Genomic DNA, 18,110 nt, shown 5'->3' on the forward strand with positions numbered 1-18,110 from the left:
GCCTCGGCGGCGGTGTCACCGGCGCGGCGGGCGGCGCGGTGCAGGGCGTCCCAGGGCTGTTCGGGCGAGACGCGGGCCGGGCCGTCGGCGACGTTGACGTACCAGTCGCCGCCCAGGTGCATGCGGTGGGGGAACGCGATCGTCTCGCGCACGGCTCCGCCCAGGTCGCCGCCGAGCGCGCCCGCCGTGGCGTGGTGCAGGACGTCCAGGGCCTCCAGTGCCCGGCAGGCGCCCTGCCACCAGTAGAGGGAGCCCTCGTCGATGGCGCCGTCCGCCGGGATGGACGCGAGGTAGTGCTCCAGCCCGGCGACGGCGAGGTCGACGGCGTGCGTACGCGGTTCGCCGTCGGGCATCAGGACGAGTGCCGCGACGAGGACGTTGCCGTGGATCCAGGCGCTCCAGTTGTGGACGTCGCCGGAGAGGCCGAGCCAGTGCCAGTCGCGGCGGGCGGTGAACGGGGTCAGCACCCTGACGTCGGCCTCGTGGCGGATCCGGGCCCGCAGGCCGGGGTAGCGCTCGTCGAGCGGGCAGGCGAGCAGGTGGTCGATCCAGGCCAGTTGGGCCGCGACCTCCCCGGCCCCGAGGTCCAGGAAGGGGCGGTGGACGTCCGGCACCACGGCGCCGCGGCCGAAGGTGTCGTCGTGGGCCGGCCAGCACCAGGTGCTCTGTTCGCACAGCAGCGTCACACCGTCGGCCACCTCGTCGAGCCAGCGGGCGTCGAGGGTCACGGCGGCCATCACGGCGGCCCGGCTCAGCCGGTGCTGGCGGGTGAACACGGCGCTCTCGTAGCCGTCCCGGTTCCCGTCACGGGCGTAGCGGGCGAAGCCGCTCGCGAGCGGGAGCGGCCAGGGGGTGGTGAGGTCGTGCGTGGCGCGCTCCCGCAGCGCGTCGAGCGTCGGCCGGTCCAGGTGGGCGGCCGACCAGGCGGTCCGGTCGTGTGCCGGCGGTACGGGCAGGCAGGCGGCCGGGGCCGCGAGCAGCCCGGCGCAGGACGGGTGCGCGCCGGGGCTGCCGGGGGTCGTGTGCGGCATGGTGGTCCTAGGGATCAGCGGGTCAGACCGGGGTGCCGGCCCGTGGCACCGGGGTGGCGGTCACCGGGCCGGCGGTCAGCGGGGCGAGTGTGTGGCGGGCGTTCGCCCACAGCACGTACAGGGCGGGTGCGGGCAGCAGCAGGAGGCCCGGGACGGGGCGGACGGCGATGACCGCCAGGAGCGTGCCGAGGACCGCGAGGTTGGCCAGGGTCAGGTACCACCGGCGCAGCGACAGGTAGGCGGCCGCGAGGACCAGCCGTCCCGGCAGCGGGCGGCCCGCTGCCAGGACGGCCGTCGTCACACTCACGACCAGGGCGAGGAGCAGGACGAGCAGCGGCGTCACCGGGCCGAAGGCCGTACCGACGGCGAGGCGCAGGTCGGCGGCCAGCACCACCACTCCCGCGGCCCCGGCCGCGGCGGTCGCGACGGAGCGGGTGAAGCCTGTGCGGTAGGCGTGCCAGAAGGCGCGGCCCGTTCGCTGCGGGTCGTCGCCCATGGCCTCGAACGCGCCGAAGGCCCCGGTGAGCGCCGGCCCGCAGAGCACCGACAGGGCGGCGAGCAGCGGCCAGGCAGCCGGCCGGGACGCGGTCACGGCGGCCGCGGCGACGACGGGCAGGGTCGCCACGGCCAGGCAGAGGTTGACCCGCAGTCCGGCGTAGACCGTGCTGAAGACGGTCTCATAGGGCAGCGCGCGCTTCTCCGGCATGCCCGCTCACCCCTTCATTCCGGAGGTGGCGATGCCCTGGATGAAGTAGCGCTGCCCGAGCAGGAAGATCGCCAGGATCGGCAGGACGGAGAGGACCGAGCCGGTCATCATCATGGCGTAGTCGGCGTCGAACTGGCCGATGAACGACTGCAGGCCCAGCTGGACCGTCCAGTGGTCGTTGCTGGTGAGGTAGATGAACGGCCCCATGAAGTCGTTCCAGGTGTTCACGAAGGTGAGCAGCGCCAGGCTCGCGAGCGCCGGCCTGGACAGCGGCAGGATGATCCGCCACCAGATGCCGTACTCGCTCAGGCCGTCGACGCGTGCGGCCTCGCACAGCTCGTCGGGGATGGTCAGGTAGTACTGGCGCATCAGGAACACGCCGAACGCGCCGAACGCCTGCAGCAGGATCAACGACCAGTAGGTGTCGGTCAGTTCGGCCTTCTGCATCATGATGTACTGCGGGATCATGTAGGCCTGCCAGGGCAGCGCGATCGTCGCGATGTAGGCGAAGAACAGGGCGTCGCGGCCGGGGAAACGGACCTTGGCGAAGCCGTACGCGGCGAAGCTGCCGGTGAGCACCTGGAGGAAGGTGATGACCGTGCTGAGCAGGACCGTGTTGCCCAGGTAGGTGGTCAGCGGGATGCGGTCCCAGATGTCGGCGAAGTTGCCCCACCGGAAGGTGTCCGGGATCCATCGGATCGGGACGGTGAAGACCTCGTTGTTGAGCTTGAGCGAGGCGCTGATCATCCACGCGAACGGGACGAGGACGGCCGCGGCGGCGGCGAGCAGCAGTGCGTAGGCGGCGGCGCGGCCGACCAGGGCGGGCGCGGCGTGCCGGCGCCGTGCCGGGCGGGTGGTCGTCGTCATGATTCCCTCCGCTTGTTGAACCAGAACTGGGTGAGGGTGAGGACGAGGACGAGCAGGAACAGGACCACCGAGATCGCCGAGGCGTAGCCGAACTCCCCGTCGACGATGCCCTTCTGGTAGATCTGCTGGGACAGCACGCGGGTGGCGCGGCCGGGCCCGCCGCCGGTCATGACGACGACCAGGTCGAAGATCTTGAAGCTCTGGACGGTCAGCAGGATGAGGACCAGGAAGGTCGTCGGCCGGAGCCCGGGCAGGGTGACGGTGCGGAAGCGCTGCCAGGCGCCCGCGCCGTCCATCGCGGCGGCCTCGTACAGCTCCTTGGGGATGGCCTGGAGGCCGGCCAGGAAGAGGATCATGTAGTAGCCCATGTCCCGCCAGGCGCTGGTGATGATCACTGCGGGCATCGCCCAGGTGGTGCTGGTGGTCCAGCCCGGTGCGTCGGTGACGCCGAGCAGGTGCAGGAACTGGTTGACCGGCCCGGACGCCGGGTTGAAGAGCATGTTCCACACCATCGCGACCGCGACCATCGAGGTGATGTACGGGAAGAACGCGGCGGCGCGGAAGAAGGCGACGCCCGCGAGCCTGCGGTTGAGCAGCAGCGCCAGGCCGAGCGAGGCGGCCACGGTGAGCGGCACGTGCCCGGCCGCGTAGTACAGGGTGTTGGTGAGCGCGACCTTGGTGGAGTCGTCGCGCAGCAGGTGGCGGAAGTTCTCCAGCCCGATCCACCGGGGCGTGTTGTAGGAGTCCCAGTCGGTGAAGGCCAGGGCCAGTGCCGCGATCACCGGGACGAGGGTGATCAGGACGAAGCCGAGGAAGTTCGGCAGGATGAAGCTCCAGCCGACGAGCGTGGTGCGCCACCGGGAGGGGCCGCGCCCGGACGGTACGGGCCCGGCCGGCGTGGTCGCCGGTGCGGCGGTGATGAGGTCTGTCATGGGGGTCCTTCCGGGTGGGCGGGCGACGTCCTGCCGCCCGCCCACCTGCGGGGTTCTCAGCCGATCTCGCCCTTGACGCGGGAGTTCATCTCCTTGATCCCGGCGTCGACGGACTTCTGCTTGGTCATGACCAACTGGTGCTCCTCGCTGAGGATCGTGTCGATCTGCGAGGTCTTCGGGCCGACCGGCATCTCCAGCGCGACCTTGTCCGGGGTGAGCGCCTTCCTGGAGGTGTCGTCGGCGGGCATGCCGGGCAGGGCGAAGTAGGCCTGCCGGGTCTGGTCGGTCAGCAGCGCGGGCACGACGCCGATCGCGGCGACGGCCTTGGCGCCGTCCGGTCCGGTGGCGAAGTTGACGAACTTCTGCGCGGCGTCGGAGTGCTTGGCCTTCTTGTTGACGGCGAAGGCGGTCGGTGAGCCGAAGGTGGTGACGCCGGGGGCCCCGGAGCGCTGGGGCAGCGGCGCGAGCGCCCAGTCGGCGTCGGTGGTGCCGGCCTGCTTGTCGGCCAGCAGCTTGGCGATGAACCAGGTGCCCATCGGCAGCATCGCGGCCTGCTTGTTCTCGAAGACCGACTGGTAGCCGCTCTTCTGGGTGGTGGCGGTCCCGAAGTCGATCGTCGCCCCGGCGTCCTGGACCGCGAGCGCCGTCCGGTACTGGTCGGCGAGGAAGCCGTAGTCGGCGCCGAGCAGGTCGCCGCCGCGCTGCGCGGCCGCGACCGCCTGCACGACCGAGCGCCAGGTGTGGTGGTAAGTGCCGTACACCTTGCTCTGGCCGGAGCCGGAGGTCAGCGACTTCGCCAGTTCGGCGTAGGAGTCCCAGGTGAGGTTGGTCGGGTACGGCTTGCCCGCGGCGTCGAACAGCTTCTTGTTGTAGTACAGGACCCAGAAGTCCTGGCGGTAGGGCAGCGCGTAGTACTTCCCGCCGTCCTGCTTGAACGCCTCCAGGCCGCTGAGTGCGGCGCCGTTGCCCGAGGTGGCGAGCGGGGTGAGGTCCTTGAGCTGGCCGCGGCCGGCGTAGCGCGCGTAGTCGATGACGTTCTTCATGGTGATGACGTCGGTGGTGTCGCCGGCGGCCAGCATCGTGGTGACCTTGGTGGGGTAGTCGGCGGCGAGGATGTCGACCGGCTTGACGGTGATGTTCGGGTTCGCCGCGTGGAAGGCGTCGAACAGGGCCTTGAACTCCGGCGTGGTGGCCATGTTCCAGACGCTGACGGTGAGTTCGACGGGGCCGTTGTCGGCGGCGTCGGACGGGGAGGCGGTGGAGCCGCAGGCGGCCAGGGTGGCGGCGGCGGTCGCCGCGGCGCAGAACGTGAGGAACCTTCTTCTGTTCACGGGGGTGTTCCCTTCTCGGGTCCGGGGGTGGGTGTCCGGGGGTGGTGACGGTGGGGTGGTGGGCGGAGCCGGTGGGGTGTCGGCTCCGCGGTGGGGTCAGAAGGTCGTGGCGGGGGGTCAGAAGGTCGTGGCGGGGGGTCAGGTGGTGGTGGCGGGGGGGTCAGGTGGTGGCGCCGGGCAGCGCCGTGACCGTGGTGACGCCGTCGGGCCAGGTGACCGTGACGGCCGGTGCGGCGGGGGCGCCGACGATCGCGGCCTGCGGCGGAGGGTCCGGCCGGCCACCGAGGGCGAGGGCGGCGACGGTCCACTCCCCCGGCCGCGGGCGGGTCCTGAGCCAGGGCGTGGCCGTCCGGTCCCCCAGCGGGGTGGCGTCGTGAGCCTGGTCGACGCCGGCCTCGGTGCAGCCGAGCAGGCCGACGGTGGTCGAGGTGTGCGCGGCGACGGCGCTGGCGGTCGTGCCCTCGGTCCGTACGAGGGGCGGCCGGTCGGCGGTGACCGGCCAGCCTCCGATGCGCAGCGCGACGACGGCGGGCCAGCCCGGCGCGTCGGCGGGATCGACGTGGACGCAGCGCACCTCCCAGGCCCCGCGCACCAGGGAGACGGTCGTGAGGGTCGCGGCGTCCACGGCCACCCCGGGCCGTCCGCTGCCGTGGTCGGGGGCGGTCCGGTCGGGGTCGACCCAGTGGCAGCGTGCCCGGGACGCGAGGGCGGCGGCGCCGTTCGGCTGCGTCACGGCGAGCGTCTCGAAGCCGGTGCGGTGGGTGGCCCGGCCCTCGGCGTCGAGCAGGACGACCGACTGGTCCAGCGGTGCGTCCCAGCCCTCGTCGGACAGCAGCGGGGCGGTCGCGGTCGAGTACGCCAGGCGCGTGTAGAGCGGTGAGTCGCCGGTGCGGTCGCCCGGGCGGGCGTGGTCGGTGCCGTGGTTGTGGACGCGCACGATGCCGTCGGCGCGCGTCGCGCTCACCACCCAGCCGGGGGCGGCGACGACCGCCGTACCGTCGGACTGCTCGACGGGCAGCGGCTCCTCGGTGCTCGTCCACACCGGGTGGTCGGCGGGCAGGGCCAGGCCGAGCAGCCCCTTCGCCGCCCAGTACGGGGAGCCGGGGCCGGAGTAGCGCTGGGCCAGGCGCCGCCACGGGTGGTGCCAGCCCAGCGTGAGCAGTCCGTCGGCGCCGGGGGCGCCGTGGTCGGCGAAGTGCTTGACGATCCCGACCGCGGCGCGGCGCAGCAGTCCGGGCGCCAGTGCGGTGGTGCCGGCGTACGCGCCGGTCCAGAACGGGGCCGCGGCGGCGAACCGGTAGGTGAGGCTGCGTCCCTGGATGAGCGGTGACCCGTCGGCGCCGACGAGGCGGACGGCGTCGAGCAGGAAGCGGTCGAGGCGTTCGGTGTACCTGGGCAGGCGGGGGGCGGCGAGCTCCTGCGCGCCCGTCATCCGGCTCCAGAGGACCGGGTACAGGTGCAGGGCCCAGCCGTTGTAGTGGTCGTAGCTGCGCTCCGCGCCGTCGCGGTACCAGCCGCCCGGGCGGGCGAAGGACTCGTGCGCGGCGAGGTCGCACTCCATGTCCTCCCGTGACCACGGGCCGCCGACGGAGGCGAGGAACTGCTCGACGACGATGCGGAACCAGACCCAGTTGGTGCGCGGGTAGCCGGTGTCGCCGACCACCTGGGCCAGGTAGGCCACGACCCGCTCCTGCACCCCGGCGCCGAGGTGGTCCCAGAGCCACGGCCGGGTGAGATCGAGGACGAGGGCGATCGACGCCGCCTCGACCTTCGCCTGGGCGTGCTCGCGGGGTGTCACCCAGCGCTCGGGCGAGGCGGGATCGGTGCCGACGGCGATGCCGCGCGCGTAGTGCTCCAGCAGGCCGAGCGGGTCGCGGCCGCGCTCCCCCGCCACCCGGAAGCCGGCCAGCAGGAAGGTCCGGGCGAAACCCTCCAGTCCGTCCACCGCCGTGCCGTAGCCGCCCGGGAGGCCGGGCGGGGTGATCAGCGCATGGGCAGGGGAGGCGTGCCGCCGGGCGGCGAGGAGCAGGCGGTCGCCGAGCGCCGCGACGTCGGTGCGCGTCCAGCCGGTGTACGGCGGGACGTCCTCGCCCGTACGGGACGTGGCCGGGCGGTCCGTTGAGAGCTCGGTGGTCATGCGCTCACCGCCAGGGCCTCGCGGGTGACGGCGTCCAGCGGGGGGTCGCCCCGCAGGAGGCGCTCCAGTTCGTCCAGCGCCTGGTCGCTCATCCGGCGGGTCTCGGTGCCGAGCGAGCCGGCGATGTGCGGGGTGATCATCACGTTCGGCAGCGCCGCGAGAAGGGAGCCCGCGGGCAGCGGCTCGGGGTCGGTGACGTCGAGGATGGCGTCGAGGCGGCCGGTGGCGCACTCGCGTTCCAGGGCCCCGGTGTCGATGACGCTGCCGCGGGCGGTGTTGATGACGGTGGCGCCGTCCGGCAGCAGGGCCAGTTCGCGGGCACCGATCGTGTGCCGGGTCTCGGGGAGTGCGGGCAGGTGCAGGGAGAGGATCTCCGAGCGGCGCAGGAGGTCGTCGAGCTCCACGAGCCGCCCGCCGGCGGCCGCGACGGCGGCGGGGTCGGCGTACGGGTCGCTGACGAGCACCTCCGCGGTGTCGAGCGTGCGCAGCAGGTCGACGACGCGGCGCCCGATCCGGGAGAACCCGACGATCCCCACGGTGCGGCCGTAGTTGGTCAGGTCCTCGCGGTGGCCGACGGCGTTCCAGCCGGCGGGCTCCAGGCGTGAGCGTGCCGCGAGGGGGTGGGCCTTCTTGCCGGCGAAGATGATCGCGGCGAAGGTGTACTCGGCCACGGGGGTCGCGTTGGCCCCGGCGGCGCTGGTGACCAGGACGTCCCGCCGCCACAGGGCGTCGGAGGCGATCGGCCGTACGCTGCCGGCGCAGTGGAGGACGGCCCGCAGCTGCGGTGCGGCGTCCAGCCGTTCGGCGGTGAGTTGCGGGCAGCCCCACGAGGTGAGCAGCACCTCGGCCTGCGCGAGGCGGGCCCGGGTGCGCGGATCGTCGAGGTCGTCGGCCCGGACCGGGTCGCCGAGCTCGGCCAGCGACCGCAGCCGGTGCAGCTGGTCGGGCCCGAACTGGACCCGGTACGTGTCGCGCCGCATCACGAGCAGTGCTTGCGGACGATGGCGCATGCGCTCTGATCCTTCCCTGGTGTCCGACGATCCGAGCGAGCGAAAGTGTGTGTTTCTGTTCGTTCGATCGCTGGCAGGGAGTAGACCGCACGACGAGGGCCCGACACAAGCCCTCGTTTCCGGTTCGTAACGCAATGCGTGTAGATCGAGAGTGAACGCTTCTGATCGAAACGGCCGATCGGCCCGCGCGGGGCTTCGGACGGGCCGCAGCCGCACGCGCCGAGGACGGCGGCCCCCGGGAGGAGCGCGGCACGGCGCCGCCGACGTGCCGCCGACCGACGCCGCAGTTGCGAGCGAACATCTTCGAACTCCTTGAACCCGCGGGCCCGTTCCGGCCTTCGGCACCGGAACGCGATGCCGGTCTCCGGGCCCGCTCCGATGCCGAAGGCCCCCCGCCGCCCGGCTCTGCGGGGCCTGTGCAGTCCATTCGTCCATGGACGGACGATGCCCGGGAGGCCTGGCTCGGCACGGTTGGGCGTCGATGGGATCAATCGGTAGGTAAAGCGTGCGTACCGGCCCCGTGGAGCCGGCGATCAGCCTCTGATCTGCACGGATACGAAGTGTCGCCGCCCCCGCGGGCCGACCGCCGCGCCGGCCGAAGAGAGTGTGCGCAACCCCTTGACACGCCCCCGAAACGCGAGTGTCATTCAGCTACTCGTCGGCCGGTGTTCGCTTCTGATCGATCGTTCAGGGTGACGGACGTACCTCTGAACCGGATGCGCCACCCGCGGTGTTCGCCGACACCCCTTCTGCGGCCCCACCCGCTTCGCTCCAGGAGAGTCCCATGTCCCGAACCGGCATTCCCGGAACCCCCCTCCGCCGCCGCACCGCGCTGTTCGCGGCCGTGTTCACCCTCGCCGCCGGCGCCGTCGCGCTCCCCGCGGCCTCCGCCCCCACCGCGACGGCCGCCACCACCGCGACGCCCTCGTTCGACGTGCTCAGCACCGACGCGACGTTCCAGTGCCGCCGCTCCTTCGGCGGCGGCCTCTACGACGCCACCTCGAACAAGACGTTCATCACCTACAACGGCCCGAAGATGGACGTGTACGTCCGCGCCTACGACCACGCGACCAGCACGTGGGAGACCCCGGTCCTGGTCAAGGCCCAGAACCAGACCGGCCAGTTCGACTACCACAACTACTCGACGCTGGTGCTGCTCCCCAACGGCAGGCTCGCGGTGTTCTTCAACAAGCACTCCGTCGCCTCGTACATGGCCACCGCCCCCACCGCCCACTCCGCGGACGGCACCTGGACCACCAAGCAGATCAGCGGCGACTGGAACGACTACCCCATGCCGGTGGTCGTCGGCGACAAGCTCTACTTCTTCTACTCCCGCAACGACGACGTCAACTACCCCTACCGCAGCTACAAGGTGATGAGCTCCGCCGACAACGGCGACACCTGGTCCGCCGCCTCCACGGTCATCGACACCGGCAAGACCGCCGACAAGTTCAACGAGGTCTACGCCTTCGGCGTCGCCCCGATCAACGGCAGGATCTACATCAGCTACACCCTGTGGGGCGGCCCCAACGGCCACGCCAAGCAGGGCAAGGACCTCTACGTCAGCGTCTACGACCCCACCACCGGCCGGATGTCCAACGCCGCCGGACAGGACGCCGGCAACACCGTCAACTTCGCCGACCTCCCCGCCCACCTGGTCAAGGCCGCCGCACCCGCCACCTCCGGCGACTTCTACGCCACCCACCCGATCCAGTACTCCCAGGTCTGGGCCACCGACTCCGGGCAGATCTACGTCGGCTACGGCGAGGCCCTCAACGGCCAGCGCAACGTCCGCTGGAGCCGGCTCAACGGCACCACCTGGGAGACCGGCACCGTCAAGTCCGGCACGGCCCAGTTCTTCGACATGGTCAAGACCGGCAGCGGCGACTTCGAATTCCTCTACGCCAACGAGGACTTCACCACCCTGTCCAGCACCGCGCTGCGCGGCGGCACCACCCTCGCGCCGATCTTCGACCTGGCCGTCGACAAGGCCGGCACCAACGCCGACCGCATCGACCACGCCGACTACATCGAGAGCCGCAACTCGATCAGCATCATGGGCACCATGGTCGACTACGACACCCGGACGTCCGACTACAGCGGCAAGTGGCCCGTCTTCGCCGTCAAGCGCTGACCCACCGGCCAGGTCGCCGGTCGCGTGTCGAAGCGCGTCGGCGACCTGCCGTTCACATCCCACAGATCGAAGGTGATCGATTATGATCGAAGCGGACGCGGGGGATTACGGGGCTCCAGGACCGCACACCCCGACGCGCCCGGGACAATCGGAGGCGGCCCCTGACCGGGGGACGTGACCAGGAACGAGTGTGGAGGCGCTGTGACCGAGCCCGAATCGCCGCTGCTGCCGGCACAGCGCCGGGAGAGCGTGCTGAAGGAGCTGCGGGAGCACGGCACCCTGCGGGTGGCCGACATCGCCCGGGCGCTGGGCGTCAGCCCGGTGACCATCCGCCGTGACGTCGCACAGCTGGCGGACGAGGGCGTGGTCGAGCGCGTCCACGGCGGGATCCGCCTGCCCCGCCGCACCGTGGCGCCGGCGCCGGTCGTGGCCGCCGCCGAGGACGCGGGCTCCGCCGCTCCCGACGAGGCCGTCCGGCCGTCGGTCGGCATGGTCGTCCCGTCGCTGGACTACTACTGGCCGCAGATCATCCGCGGCGCCCGCGACGCGGCCCCGGACGCCGGTGTGCGCATCGTGCTGCGCGGTTCCTCCTACGACGACGTGGACGACGTACGGCGGCAGACGGCCTGGCTGATGGAGACCGCGGGTATCGAGGGTTTGCTCATCGCACCCCCCACGACCGGTGCGGAGGCGGCCGGGTTGATCGAATGGCTGGCCGGGCTGCCGGTGCCGGTCGTGCTCGTCGAGCGCACCGCGACCTTCGGGGCCTTCGCCGAGCACATGGAGTCCGTCTCCACCGACCACACGTTCGGTGCGGGCCTGGCCGTTCGGCACCTGGCCTCCGAGGGCCATCGCCGGATCGGCTTCCTGGCCTCCGCGACCAGCCCGACCACCCCGGCGGTGCGCCGCGGCTGGCACGAGACGGCGGCCGGGATCGGACTCGACCTCGACGGCAGCCCGGAGGCGATCACCTGCGACCACCGCGATCCGGACTGGCACGTCCAGCTCGACGCCTACCTCGACACCTGCCTGGCCGCAGGCGTCAAGGCGGTCCTGGTGCACTCCGACCGGGAGGCGATCTCCCTGGTGGCCCGCTGCCAGGAACGCGGCATCGACGTGCCGGGCGACCTCGCGGTGGTCGCGTACGACGACGAGGTCGCCGGTCTGGCCGACCCCGCGCTGACGGCGGTCCGCCCGGCCAAGACCGACCTCGGCCGGACCGCCGTCCAGCTGCTCGCGGAGCGGATGCAGGAGGGCGCGGACCGTCCGGTCCACCGGATCCGGATCAGCCCGCGCCTGGTGATCCGGGACTCCAGCACGGCGGCCCGCACGGCGCCTCGCTAGCGGGGCGCGACCTCGGGCGGGGCCGGGCGGGAGCGGCCCGGGGCGGGACCGTGCGGGGCTGCCGGTGCCGGGCCGTGGCGGGCAGGCGGTCGGCCACGGCGACACCCGTACGGCAGCCCGCCGCACACCGACCGGCGGGCTGCCGTACGGGCATGGGCCCCTGGAGCCGTCAGCCCAGCGGCAGCTCCAGCCGGGCCTCGCTCCCGCTCACGGAGCTGACCGTGGTGGTGGTGAGGGCGGGGAGGTCGGAGCCCGCGTAGGAGTACAGCGGGTCACGGCTGTTGACCACCAGGGCGAGCCGGTGGCCGGTCGGCAGGTCGTAGGAGGCGGCCTGGAGGAGCCAGGCGATGCCGGTGTTGACCTTCGGGGTCAGGTCGGTGGCCGTGTACGGCTCGTGGGTGATGATCCGGGCGGTGCCGTCCGGGGCGACGTCGTACAGGTAGGCGACCAAGGTGGCGGCGTCGACGCTGCTGCGCACGGTGAGCCGCACGGTGGCCGCGCCCCGGATCCGGCGGGCCACCTCACCGGAGCCGGTCAGCGGGTCGGTCGACCAGACCAGCAGCTGACCGCGCTCGAAGTCCGCGAGCCTGTACGTCGTGGGGTTGCCGAACCACTCCCGCTGCCCGGCCTTGAGCAGCTCGCCCGCGACGGAGGAGGTCAGGGCGCCGGCCTCGAAGTCCCGCGACCACCCGACGGTCGGCTTGTCGGTGAGCGTGCCGTCACCGGTGTCGTTTGCACCGGTGAGGTACCAGGCCTCGCTGCCGGTGGTGACCTCGTGCCAGGACGCGTACGCCTCGCGGCGCGCCGGGACGGTGATCAGCTTGGTGCCGCCCGGGATGGCGACCGTCTGGTAGGTGAACATGCTCTGGCTGTTCACCGCAGGCCAGTTCGGCACGTCGTTGGCGACGCCGAGCAGATGGTGGTCCAGCCACTCGTAGGCCTCCCGCGTCGGCACCGCCAGCCCGGGGAACGGCGCCCCGAGCACCAGCCCGGCCAGGCCGGGGCCCTCGGGGGCGCCGTGGTCGCCGATCCACAGGTTCAGCCGCTTCGGCACGGTGAGCCGCTCGAAGAGGTCGAGTACCGGGTTGACCGGGAACAGCGTCTCGTGCCACGTGTTCGAGATGAACGTCGGGATGCCCCGCGCGTTCGTCTGGTCGACGTACATCTCCGGGGAGCGCTCGGTGCCCCACGCGACCACCTCGTCGAGGTTCCGGCCGCTCAGGAAGTCCTTGAGGAACTGCTGGGTCCCCTCGTCGAACTTCTCCTCCAGCGGGCCGCCGGTGAAGTCGATCAGCGCCTGCACGGCCTCCAGGTGCCGGGTGCCGTTGTTGTACAGACTGGTGGCGAGGTTCCCCCAGGTGCTCAGCGCGACCACGGCGTCGACCCGGCCGGCCGGGTCGTGCGCGGCGACCAACTGGCTGATCCCGGAGCCGTAGGACTCGCCGAGGAAGCCGATCCGGCTGGGTTCGAGGGACTGCTGCGCGTAGTCGATCACGGACGAGCCGTCGGCCCAGTCGTTGGGCCCGGCCACGTCGACGAAACCCTCGGAGGTCGACGGCCAGCCCGCGATGCCGATGCCGCGCGGCGAGTAGGCGAGCACGTGGTAGCCGCGCTGCGCCAGCTTGAGGTACGCGTAGAGGAAGGGCAGCCAGCCGTACGGGTTCCAGCCGGCGGGCACGATCACCACGGGGTGCGGGGCGTCGTCCTTCAGCTTGATGCTGAACGCCGACAGCCGGGTGCCGTCGTGCGTGACGATGCGGGGAAGTGCGCACGTGGCGATCCGCTGAACCTCGGCCACCAGCTCCGAGAGCTCCGGCGGGAGCTCGACGCCCTCCTCGCCCTGAAGAGAGGTGAGCAGCGCCCGGGACACGTCGACGACGGCCTGATTGACGCTGTGGCCCGGGCCCCAGACGCCGTTGGTGGCGATGTCGGTGAGCATCGCTTCGGTGACCGACGGAGTCGGGTCACTGGTCATTCGGAACCACCTTCTCTGTGAACGGATGCCGATCGGCATCATGATCAGAGCAGGGGGGACCAAGCTGATACGCCATCAACATGCACCGGAACCGGTGATGCTGTTGTGATGCGAACTCTCGCGCGCCCCACCTGCGCTACGCACTCCGGAACTCGGCGCCCCACCGCTCCGCCCGCACAATTCCGGAGCGCATGCTCCACGAACGGCGTCCGCACAGTCCTCTGCACCTACTGCGCCACCGCGCACAGCACGCTCGCCCACCGGAACGACGTGCCCGCCGAGATCACCGACGCCATCCGCGGCGGCCGGCCGATGCGCGACGCCCGCCCGGCCGCCTGGCCGTCTTCACCGCCGCATGCTCGCCATGAGTCCGGGCCACCCGCTCCGGCCGCGCACCGGGCCGGACGCCGAAAAAGGGGGCGCCCGACGGTTGCCCGGAAGGGGAGCCTCCCGTACCGTACTGCCCGCCACGTCGTACTGGTCTAGACAAGAGGCGGTTATCCATGGGCCCGGCCGATGAACGCCCCATCCGCTGGGGCATCCTGGCCACCGGCGGTATCGCCACCGCCTTCACCGAGGACCTGCGCCTGACCCCCGGCGCGGTGGTCGCGGCCGTCGCCTCACGCGACGCCGGGACGGCCCGCGCCTTCGCCGCCCGGCACGGGATCCCGCGGGCCCACGGATCGTGGCAGGACCTGGCCGACGATCCGGACGTGGACGTGGTCTACGTCGCCACGCCGCACGGGCACCACCATCCGGCGGTCGCCCTGCTGCTGGACGCCGGCCGGCCCGTGCTGTGCGAGAAGCCCCTCACGGTGAACGGCGCGCAGGCGCAGGAGCTCGTCGCGCTCGCCCGCGTGCGCGGCACGTTCCTGATGGAGGCGATGTGGACGCTCCTCAACCCCGCGATACGCAAGGCCGCCGAACTGCTCGCCGACGGCGCGATCGGCGAGGTCCGCTCGCTCCACGCCCACCTCGGCTGGCGTGCCGAGGTCGACCGGGGGCACCGGCTCCGGGACCCCGCCGCGGGCGGCGGCGCCCTGCTCGACGCCGGCGTCTACCTCGTCGCGCTGGCCCGGTTCCTGCTCGGTGATCCGGACCGGGTCGACGCGCAGGCCCTGCTGACGCCCGAGGGCGTGGACGAGCACACCAGCGTCCTGCTCGGCCACCCCGGCGGGGCCACCGCATCGCTGACCTGCTCCTTCGCCGCCACACTGAGCCAGAGCGCCGTCGTCCACGGCACCCACGGACGCATCGAGATCCCGGCGAACCTGTTCAACCCGGAGGCGATCGTCCTCCACCGTGAGGGCTCCGAGCCGATCCGCTTCCCCGCCCCGCCCGCCCTCGGGCACGGTTACGGCCCGGAGGCCGCCGAGGTGATGCGCTGCCTGCGGGCCGGATGGACCGAGTCGCCCCTGGTGCCCTTGGACGGCACGCTCGCGGTCCTCCGCACCCTCGACACCGTCCGGGAACGGATCGGCCTGCGGTACCCGCACGACGACCGCGGGTGAACGGGCCGGGCAGCACCCTCAGGCCGCCGCCGCGAGGCTCTCGGGCCGCTCCACCGGGTGGCCGTGGCCCCGACCGCGGATACGGCCGCGGTCACGGCGGGAGGGCAGCTGGACCACGCGGCAGCCGTGCCGCTCCAGTTCCCCGACGACCGCGCCGGCCTCGGCGTCGTCCAGGCCGAACACGTACGGCCCGGGGACCAGCAGGGTGTCGACCAGACCCGCGGCGACGGCCCGCAGCAGGGCGTCCCGGGCCGGCAGACCGTCCGAGGCGCGCAGACCGTTGTCCAGGAACATCACCGGCTCGGGCAGTCCGGCCGCCATGGCGAGGTCCTCCAGCGCCCGGCGGTGGCACTCCATCCCGGTCGTGTCGAAGGGGTACGAGCGGAGGTAGATGGCCGTCCGCGGAGCCGGCCCGGCTCCGTTGCTCCGGTCGAATGCGAACATCTCTGCCACCTGCCTGGTCTCGGGGCCGCGCCGGTTGCTGCGACACCTCCAGGACACCGCCCGCATCGGTAGGTAATCAATGCGGACCCCTACCTACGTACACCCTCGGTCACCGACACCGGGCCACCGGCCACTCCGTGCGACCACCCCGAGAACTCCCCGCCGGGTGCCTCACGCCAGGGTGCCGCGCATCCCCTCGCGGGTCGTGCCCAGCTTCCGCAGCACCTTCGCCACATGCTGCTCCACCGTACGGGGCGAGAGGAAGAGCGCGGCGGCGATGTCCTTGTTGCTCGCGCCGTCACCCAGCAGCCGGGCGACCTCCTGCTCCCGGGGCGACAGCTCGTCGCCGTACCCGGCCCGGCCCCGGGAGGGCGGGCGCTCCTGCCCCAGACCGCGCAACAGGTGGCGGCAGCGGGCGGCATCGGTGGTCGCGCCCAGCCGGTCGTACACCTCGGCCACCTCGGCGACCCGGGCCACCGCGTCGGCGGGCCGGACGCCGGCCAGCGCCTGCGCGACCCGCTCGGCGGCGAGCGCCGCGTGGTACGGCCGGCCGATCCCGGCCCAGTGCGCCCGCGCCCGGTCGAACTCCTCCGCCGCGCGCTCCGGTTCGCCGGCCGCGGCGAGCAGGCCCCGGCACAGGTGCTGCTCTGCGACCGCCCCGGGCGCGTCCAGGCCCTCGGTGCCGTCCCGGTGCCCGCCGGCCAGGTCCTCGGCCACCGCCCGCTCGCCCCGGTGCAGGGCGATCTCCACGGCCGCCGGGACGAGGTCCAGCGCGTACACCCACGCCTCCTTGCGCGGCGCCAGCTCCAGGTAGTCCGCCACCGTCCGCCAGGCCGCGTCCGCGTCGCCGCGGGAGAGCTGGATCCGGGCCAGACCGGCCGCCGCGCCCAGGGCGTTGACGTTCTTGCGCGCGGCGTCCCGGGCCAGCACCCGGCCGAACCGGTCCACCGCCCGGGAGACCCGGCCACGGGCCACCGCCGTGGCGCCCTCCACGGTGGCGAGCAGGTCGTCGACGGCGAGCGGCTCGTCGACGTAGTCGCCGAGGAAGGCCGCGTAGCGCTCGTCCCAGCCGGCCCACCCACCGGCGAACCAGGACAGCAGCAGCTCGTACGAGCGGCAGTGCACGATCAGCGCGTGCGCGTGGTGGCGCCGGGCCAGCGCCAGCGCCTCCCCGCAGTGAACGGCCGCACGGGCGTCCTGGCCCAGGCAGAGCCCGATCTCGGCGGCGTTGGCCAGGGCCCGGGCGGTGTGCCGGACCACCTCCGGGTCGTCGTCGGCGCGGGGCAGCGCGGCGAGCAGGCCGGGCGCCTCGGGGCGGCCCTGCGCGGCCAGCACGGTGATCCGGTTGGCCGCGACCGAGGCCCGTGCGGCCCGGTCGGGACTGTCCGCGATGGTGGCCTCGGCGCGCTCCAGCCAGGCGCGCTGCTCGGCGGCGGAGAACCGGCTGGTCTCCCACATGGCGAGCACCGACATGGCGCGGGCGGCCTGTTCCGGCCGGTGCCCCTCCAGTTCCTCGACGGCCCGCTCGATCTCCGCCTCACCGGCGGGGTCGGCGGCCTGGTTGAGCAGCATCAGCCCCAGGTCGAGCCGGATCTCGCCGCGCGCGGCCACCGGCAGACCCGGGCCGGCCACGATCCGGCGCAGGGTGGCGATCGTCCGGGTGTACTCGGTGGCGTCCCAGGCGATCCGGGCGAGCGAGAGCGCGGCCCGGGCGTGCAGGTCGGCGGGCAGCCGCGGCTCCTCCAGGATCTCGTGCAGCAGGGCCGCCGCGGTGCCCTGGTCGCCCACCGACACGGCCTGGTCGGCGGCGGCCATCGCGTGCTCCAGCCAGGCCCCGGTGTCCCCGAGGGCGCGGGCGTGGTGGGCGATCCGGACGAGCGGCGGCTCGGGCAGCGCCCGCAGCACGTCGAGGGCCCGCCGGTGGAGCTGCTGGCGCACCGGCCCCGGCAGGTTGTCGTACTGCGCCTGCCGGGCGAGCACATGGGCGAAGCCGTAGCTGTCCGGGCCGTGTTCGCGCAGCACCGAGGCCGACAGCGCGGCGAGCAGGGCGTCCCCGGCGGCGGCCGGGTCCAGCCCGGCGCAGGCGGCCAGCACACGCTCCCCCGCCGGAACGGCGAGGACGGCGGCGGCGTTCACCAGGGCCAGGGCCGGCGGCGGCAGGCGGTCGGTGCGCTCCGCGAAGATCTCCCGCAGGCTGCGCGGGACGCCGAGCACGGAACCGTCGGGCCGGCCGTCGAGGGTGATCAGGTCCTCCTCGATGACCAGCGGCAGCCCCTCGCTGCGCCGGGCCAGGGTGTGCACCAGCGCCGGGGTCGCCGCTTCGCCCAGCACCGAGCGGGCCATCGTCCGCAGGTCGTCGACGCCGAGGCGGTGGAGCGCGATCTCGGCGCCACTGGTGCCGGGCGGACGGCGGAAGGCGGCGCCGAGGACCGGCGCGCGGCCGGGAACGTCCTCGGCCCGGTAGGTCAGCACCAGCGCGGTGTCGGCGGGCAGGTCCCGGCCCAGCAGCAGGAGCAGCTCCCGGGTGGCCTCGTCGGCCCACTGCACGTCCTCGACCACCAGGACCGCGGGGGCGATCGCGGCCAGCAGGGTCCGCACGCCCTGGGCGACCAGCTGGCGCGGGGCCGGCTGCCCGGGCGGCTGCGGCGGGGCGGCCGGCAGCCGGTCGGCGAGGTCGGGCAGCAGCGG

The 18,110-nt window shown here is 73.2% G+C and carries 12 protein-coding genes and 1 pseudogene; 3 read left to right on the forward strand and 10 right to left on the reverse strand.

The features are described from left to right. From ACWEQL_RS32955 to ACWEQL_RS32985, 7 genes and pseudogenes are all read right to left on the reverse strand, one after another. Positions 1-1,031 (reverse strand): annotated as a pseudogene (locus tag ACWEQL_RS32955) (heparinase); the annotation flags it as partial. Between the two features lie 22 nt (positions 1,032-1,053). Beyond that, on the reverse strand, positions 1,054-1,737 hold the full coding sequence (locus ACWEQL_RS32960; RefSeq protein WP_452154044.1) for a hypothetical protein: 684 nt from the start codon (positions 1,735-1,737) through the stop codon (positions 1,054-1,056). Between the two features lie 6 nt (positions 1,738-1,743). Then, positions 1,744-2,604, reverse strand: coding sequence for a carbohydrate ABC transporter permease (locus ACWEQL_RS32965; protein WP_452154045.1), 861 nt, complete (start codon positions 2,602-2,604; stop codon positions 1,744-1,746). After that, entirely contained in the window at positions 2,601-3,536 is a 936-nt protein-coding gene (locus ACWEQL_RS32970) for a carbohydrate ABC transporter permease (protein WP_452154046.1), read from the reverse strand. Before ACWEQL_RS32970 ends, ACWEQL_RS32965 begins: the two co-directional genes overlap by 4 nt. Before the next feature lie 56 nt (positions 3,537-3,592). Further along, positions 3,593-4,867: an ABC transporter substrate-binding protein gene (locus ACWEQL_RS32975; protein ID WP_452154047.1), complete on the reverse strand. Its 1,275-nt coding sequence runs from the start codon at positions 4,865-4,867 to the stop codon at positions 3,593-3,595. 160 nt (positions 4,868-5,027) lie between these two features. Then, complete coding sequence (locus tag ACWEQL_RS32980; protein ID WP_452154048.1) at positions 5,028-7,004, reverse strand: DUF2264 domain-containing protein; 1,977 nt, start codon at positions 7,002-7,004, stop codon at positions 5,028-5,030. Beyond that, positions 7,001-8,014, reverse strand: coding sequence for a hydroxyacid dehydrogenase (locus tag ACWEQL_RS32985; RefSeq protein WP_452154049.1), 1,014 nt, complete (start codon positions 8,012-8,014; stop codon positions 7,001-7,003). The genes ACWEQL_RS32980 and ACWEQL_RS32985 overlap by 4 nt, the downstream gene beginning before the upstream one ends. Before the next feature lie 784 nt (positions 8,015-8,798). Here ACWEQL_RS32985 and ACWEQL_RS32990 point away from each other — a divergent pair. Both ACWEQL_RS32990 and ACWEQL_RS32995 read left to right on the forward strand, forming a co-directional pair. Further along, positions 8,799-10,148 (forward strand): BNR-4 repeat-containing protein, encoded by a 1,350-nt coding sequence (locus ACWEQL_RS32990; RefSeq protein WP_452154050.1) that lies wholly within the window; start codon positions 8,799-8,801, stop codon positions 10,146-10,148. A 201-nt stretch (positions 10,149-10,349) separates the two neighbouring features. Beyond that, a complete protein-coding gene (locus ACWEQL_RS32995) occupies positions 10,350-11,492 on the forward strand; it encodes a substrate-binding domain-containing protein (RefSeq protein WP_452154051.1) in 1,143 nt (380 codons plus the stop codon). 169 nt (positions 11,493-11,661) lie between these two features. Here ACWEQL_RS32995 and ACWEQL_RS33000 read toward each other — a convergent pair whose 3' ends face one another. Then, positions 11,662-13,467, reverse strand: coding sequence for an alpha/beta fold hydrolase (locus tag ACWEQL_RS33000; protein WP_452154052.1), 1,806 nt, complete (start codon positions 13,465-13,467; stop codon positions 11,662-11,664). A 503-nt stretch (positions 13,468-13,970) separates the two neighbouring features. Here ACWEQL_RS33000 and ACWEQL_RS33005 point away from each other — a divergent pair. Further along, positions 13,971-14,978 carry a Gfo/Idh/MocA family protein gene (locus ACWEQL_RS33005; protein ID WP_452154053.1) on the forward strand — a complete coding sequence of 336 codons (1,008 nt, stop codon included), beginning with the start codon at positions 13,971-13,973 and terminating at the stop codon, positions 14,976-14,978. Positions 14,979-14,996: 18 nt separating this feature from the next. Here ACWEQL_RS33005 and ACWEQL_RS33010 read toward each other — a convergent pair whose 3' ends face one another. Both ACWEQL_RS33010 and ACWEQL_RS33015 read right to left on the reverse strand, forming a co-directional pair. Further along, positions 14,997-15,422, reverse strand: coding sequence for a hypothetical protein (locus tag ACWEQL_RS33010; protein WP_452154054.1), 426 nt, complete (start codon positions 15,420-15,422; stop codon positions 14,997-14,999). A gap of 171 nt (positions 15,423-15,593) precedes the next feature. Further along, positions 15,594-18,110 (reverse strand): LuxR C-terminal-related transcriptional regulator (locus tag ACWEQL_RS33015; protein ID WP_452154055.1); only part of this gene is annotated, 2,517 nt, incomplete at its 5' end.

The organism is Kitasatospora sp. NPDC004240 (genome assembly GCF_053603215.1).

Excerpts from the sequence above, each read along its gene's own strand:
- ACWEQL_RS32980 (WP_452154048.1), bottom strand. The coding sequence starts at position 7,004 with ATGACCACCGAGCTCTCAACGGACCGCCCGGCCACGTCCCGTACGGGC.
- ACWEQL_RS33010 (WP_452154054.1), bottom strand. The coding sequence starts at position 15,422 with ATGTTCGCATTCGACCGGAGCAACGGAGCCGGGCCGGCTCCGCGGACG.
- ACWEQL_RS32960 (WP_452154044.1), bottom strand. The coding sequence starts at position 1,737 with ATGCCGGAGAAGCGCGCGCTGCCCTATGAGACCGTCTTCAGCACGGTC.
- ACWEQL_RS32965 (WP_452154045.1), bottom strand. The coding sequence starts at position 2,604 with ATGACGACGACCACCCGCCCGGCACGGCGCCGGCACGCCGCGCCCGCC.
- ACWEQL_RS32990 (WP_452154050.1), top strand. The coding sequence starts at position 8,799 with ATGTCCCGAACCGGCATTCCCGGAACCCCCCTCCGCCGCCGCACCGCG.
- ACWEQL_RS32970 (WP_452154046.1), bottom strand. The coding sequence starts at position 3,536 with ATGACAGACCTCATCACCGCCGCACCGGCGACCACGCCGGCCGGGCCC.
- ACWEQL_RS33000 (WP_452154052.1), bottom strand. The coding sequence starts at position 13,467 with ATGACCAGTGACCCGACTCCGTCGGTCACCGAAGCGATGCTCACCGAC.
- ACWEQL_RS33005 (WP_452154053.1), top strand. The coding sequence starts at position 13,971 with ATGGGCCCGGCCGATGAACGCCCCATCCGCTGGGGCATCCTGGCCACC.
- ACWEQL_RS32985 (WP_452154049.1), bottom strand. The coding sequence starts at position 8,014 with ATGCGCCATCGTCCGCAAGCACTGCTCGTGATGCGGCGCGACACGTAC.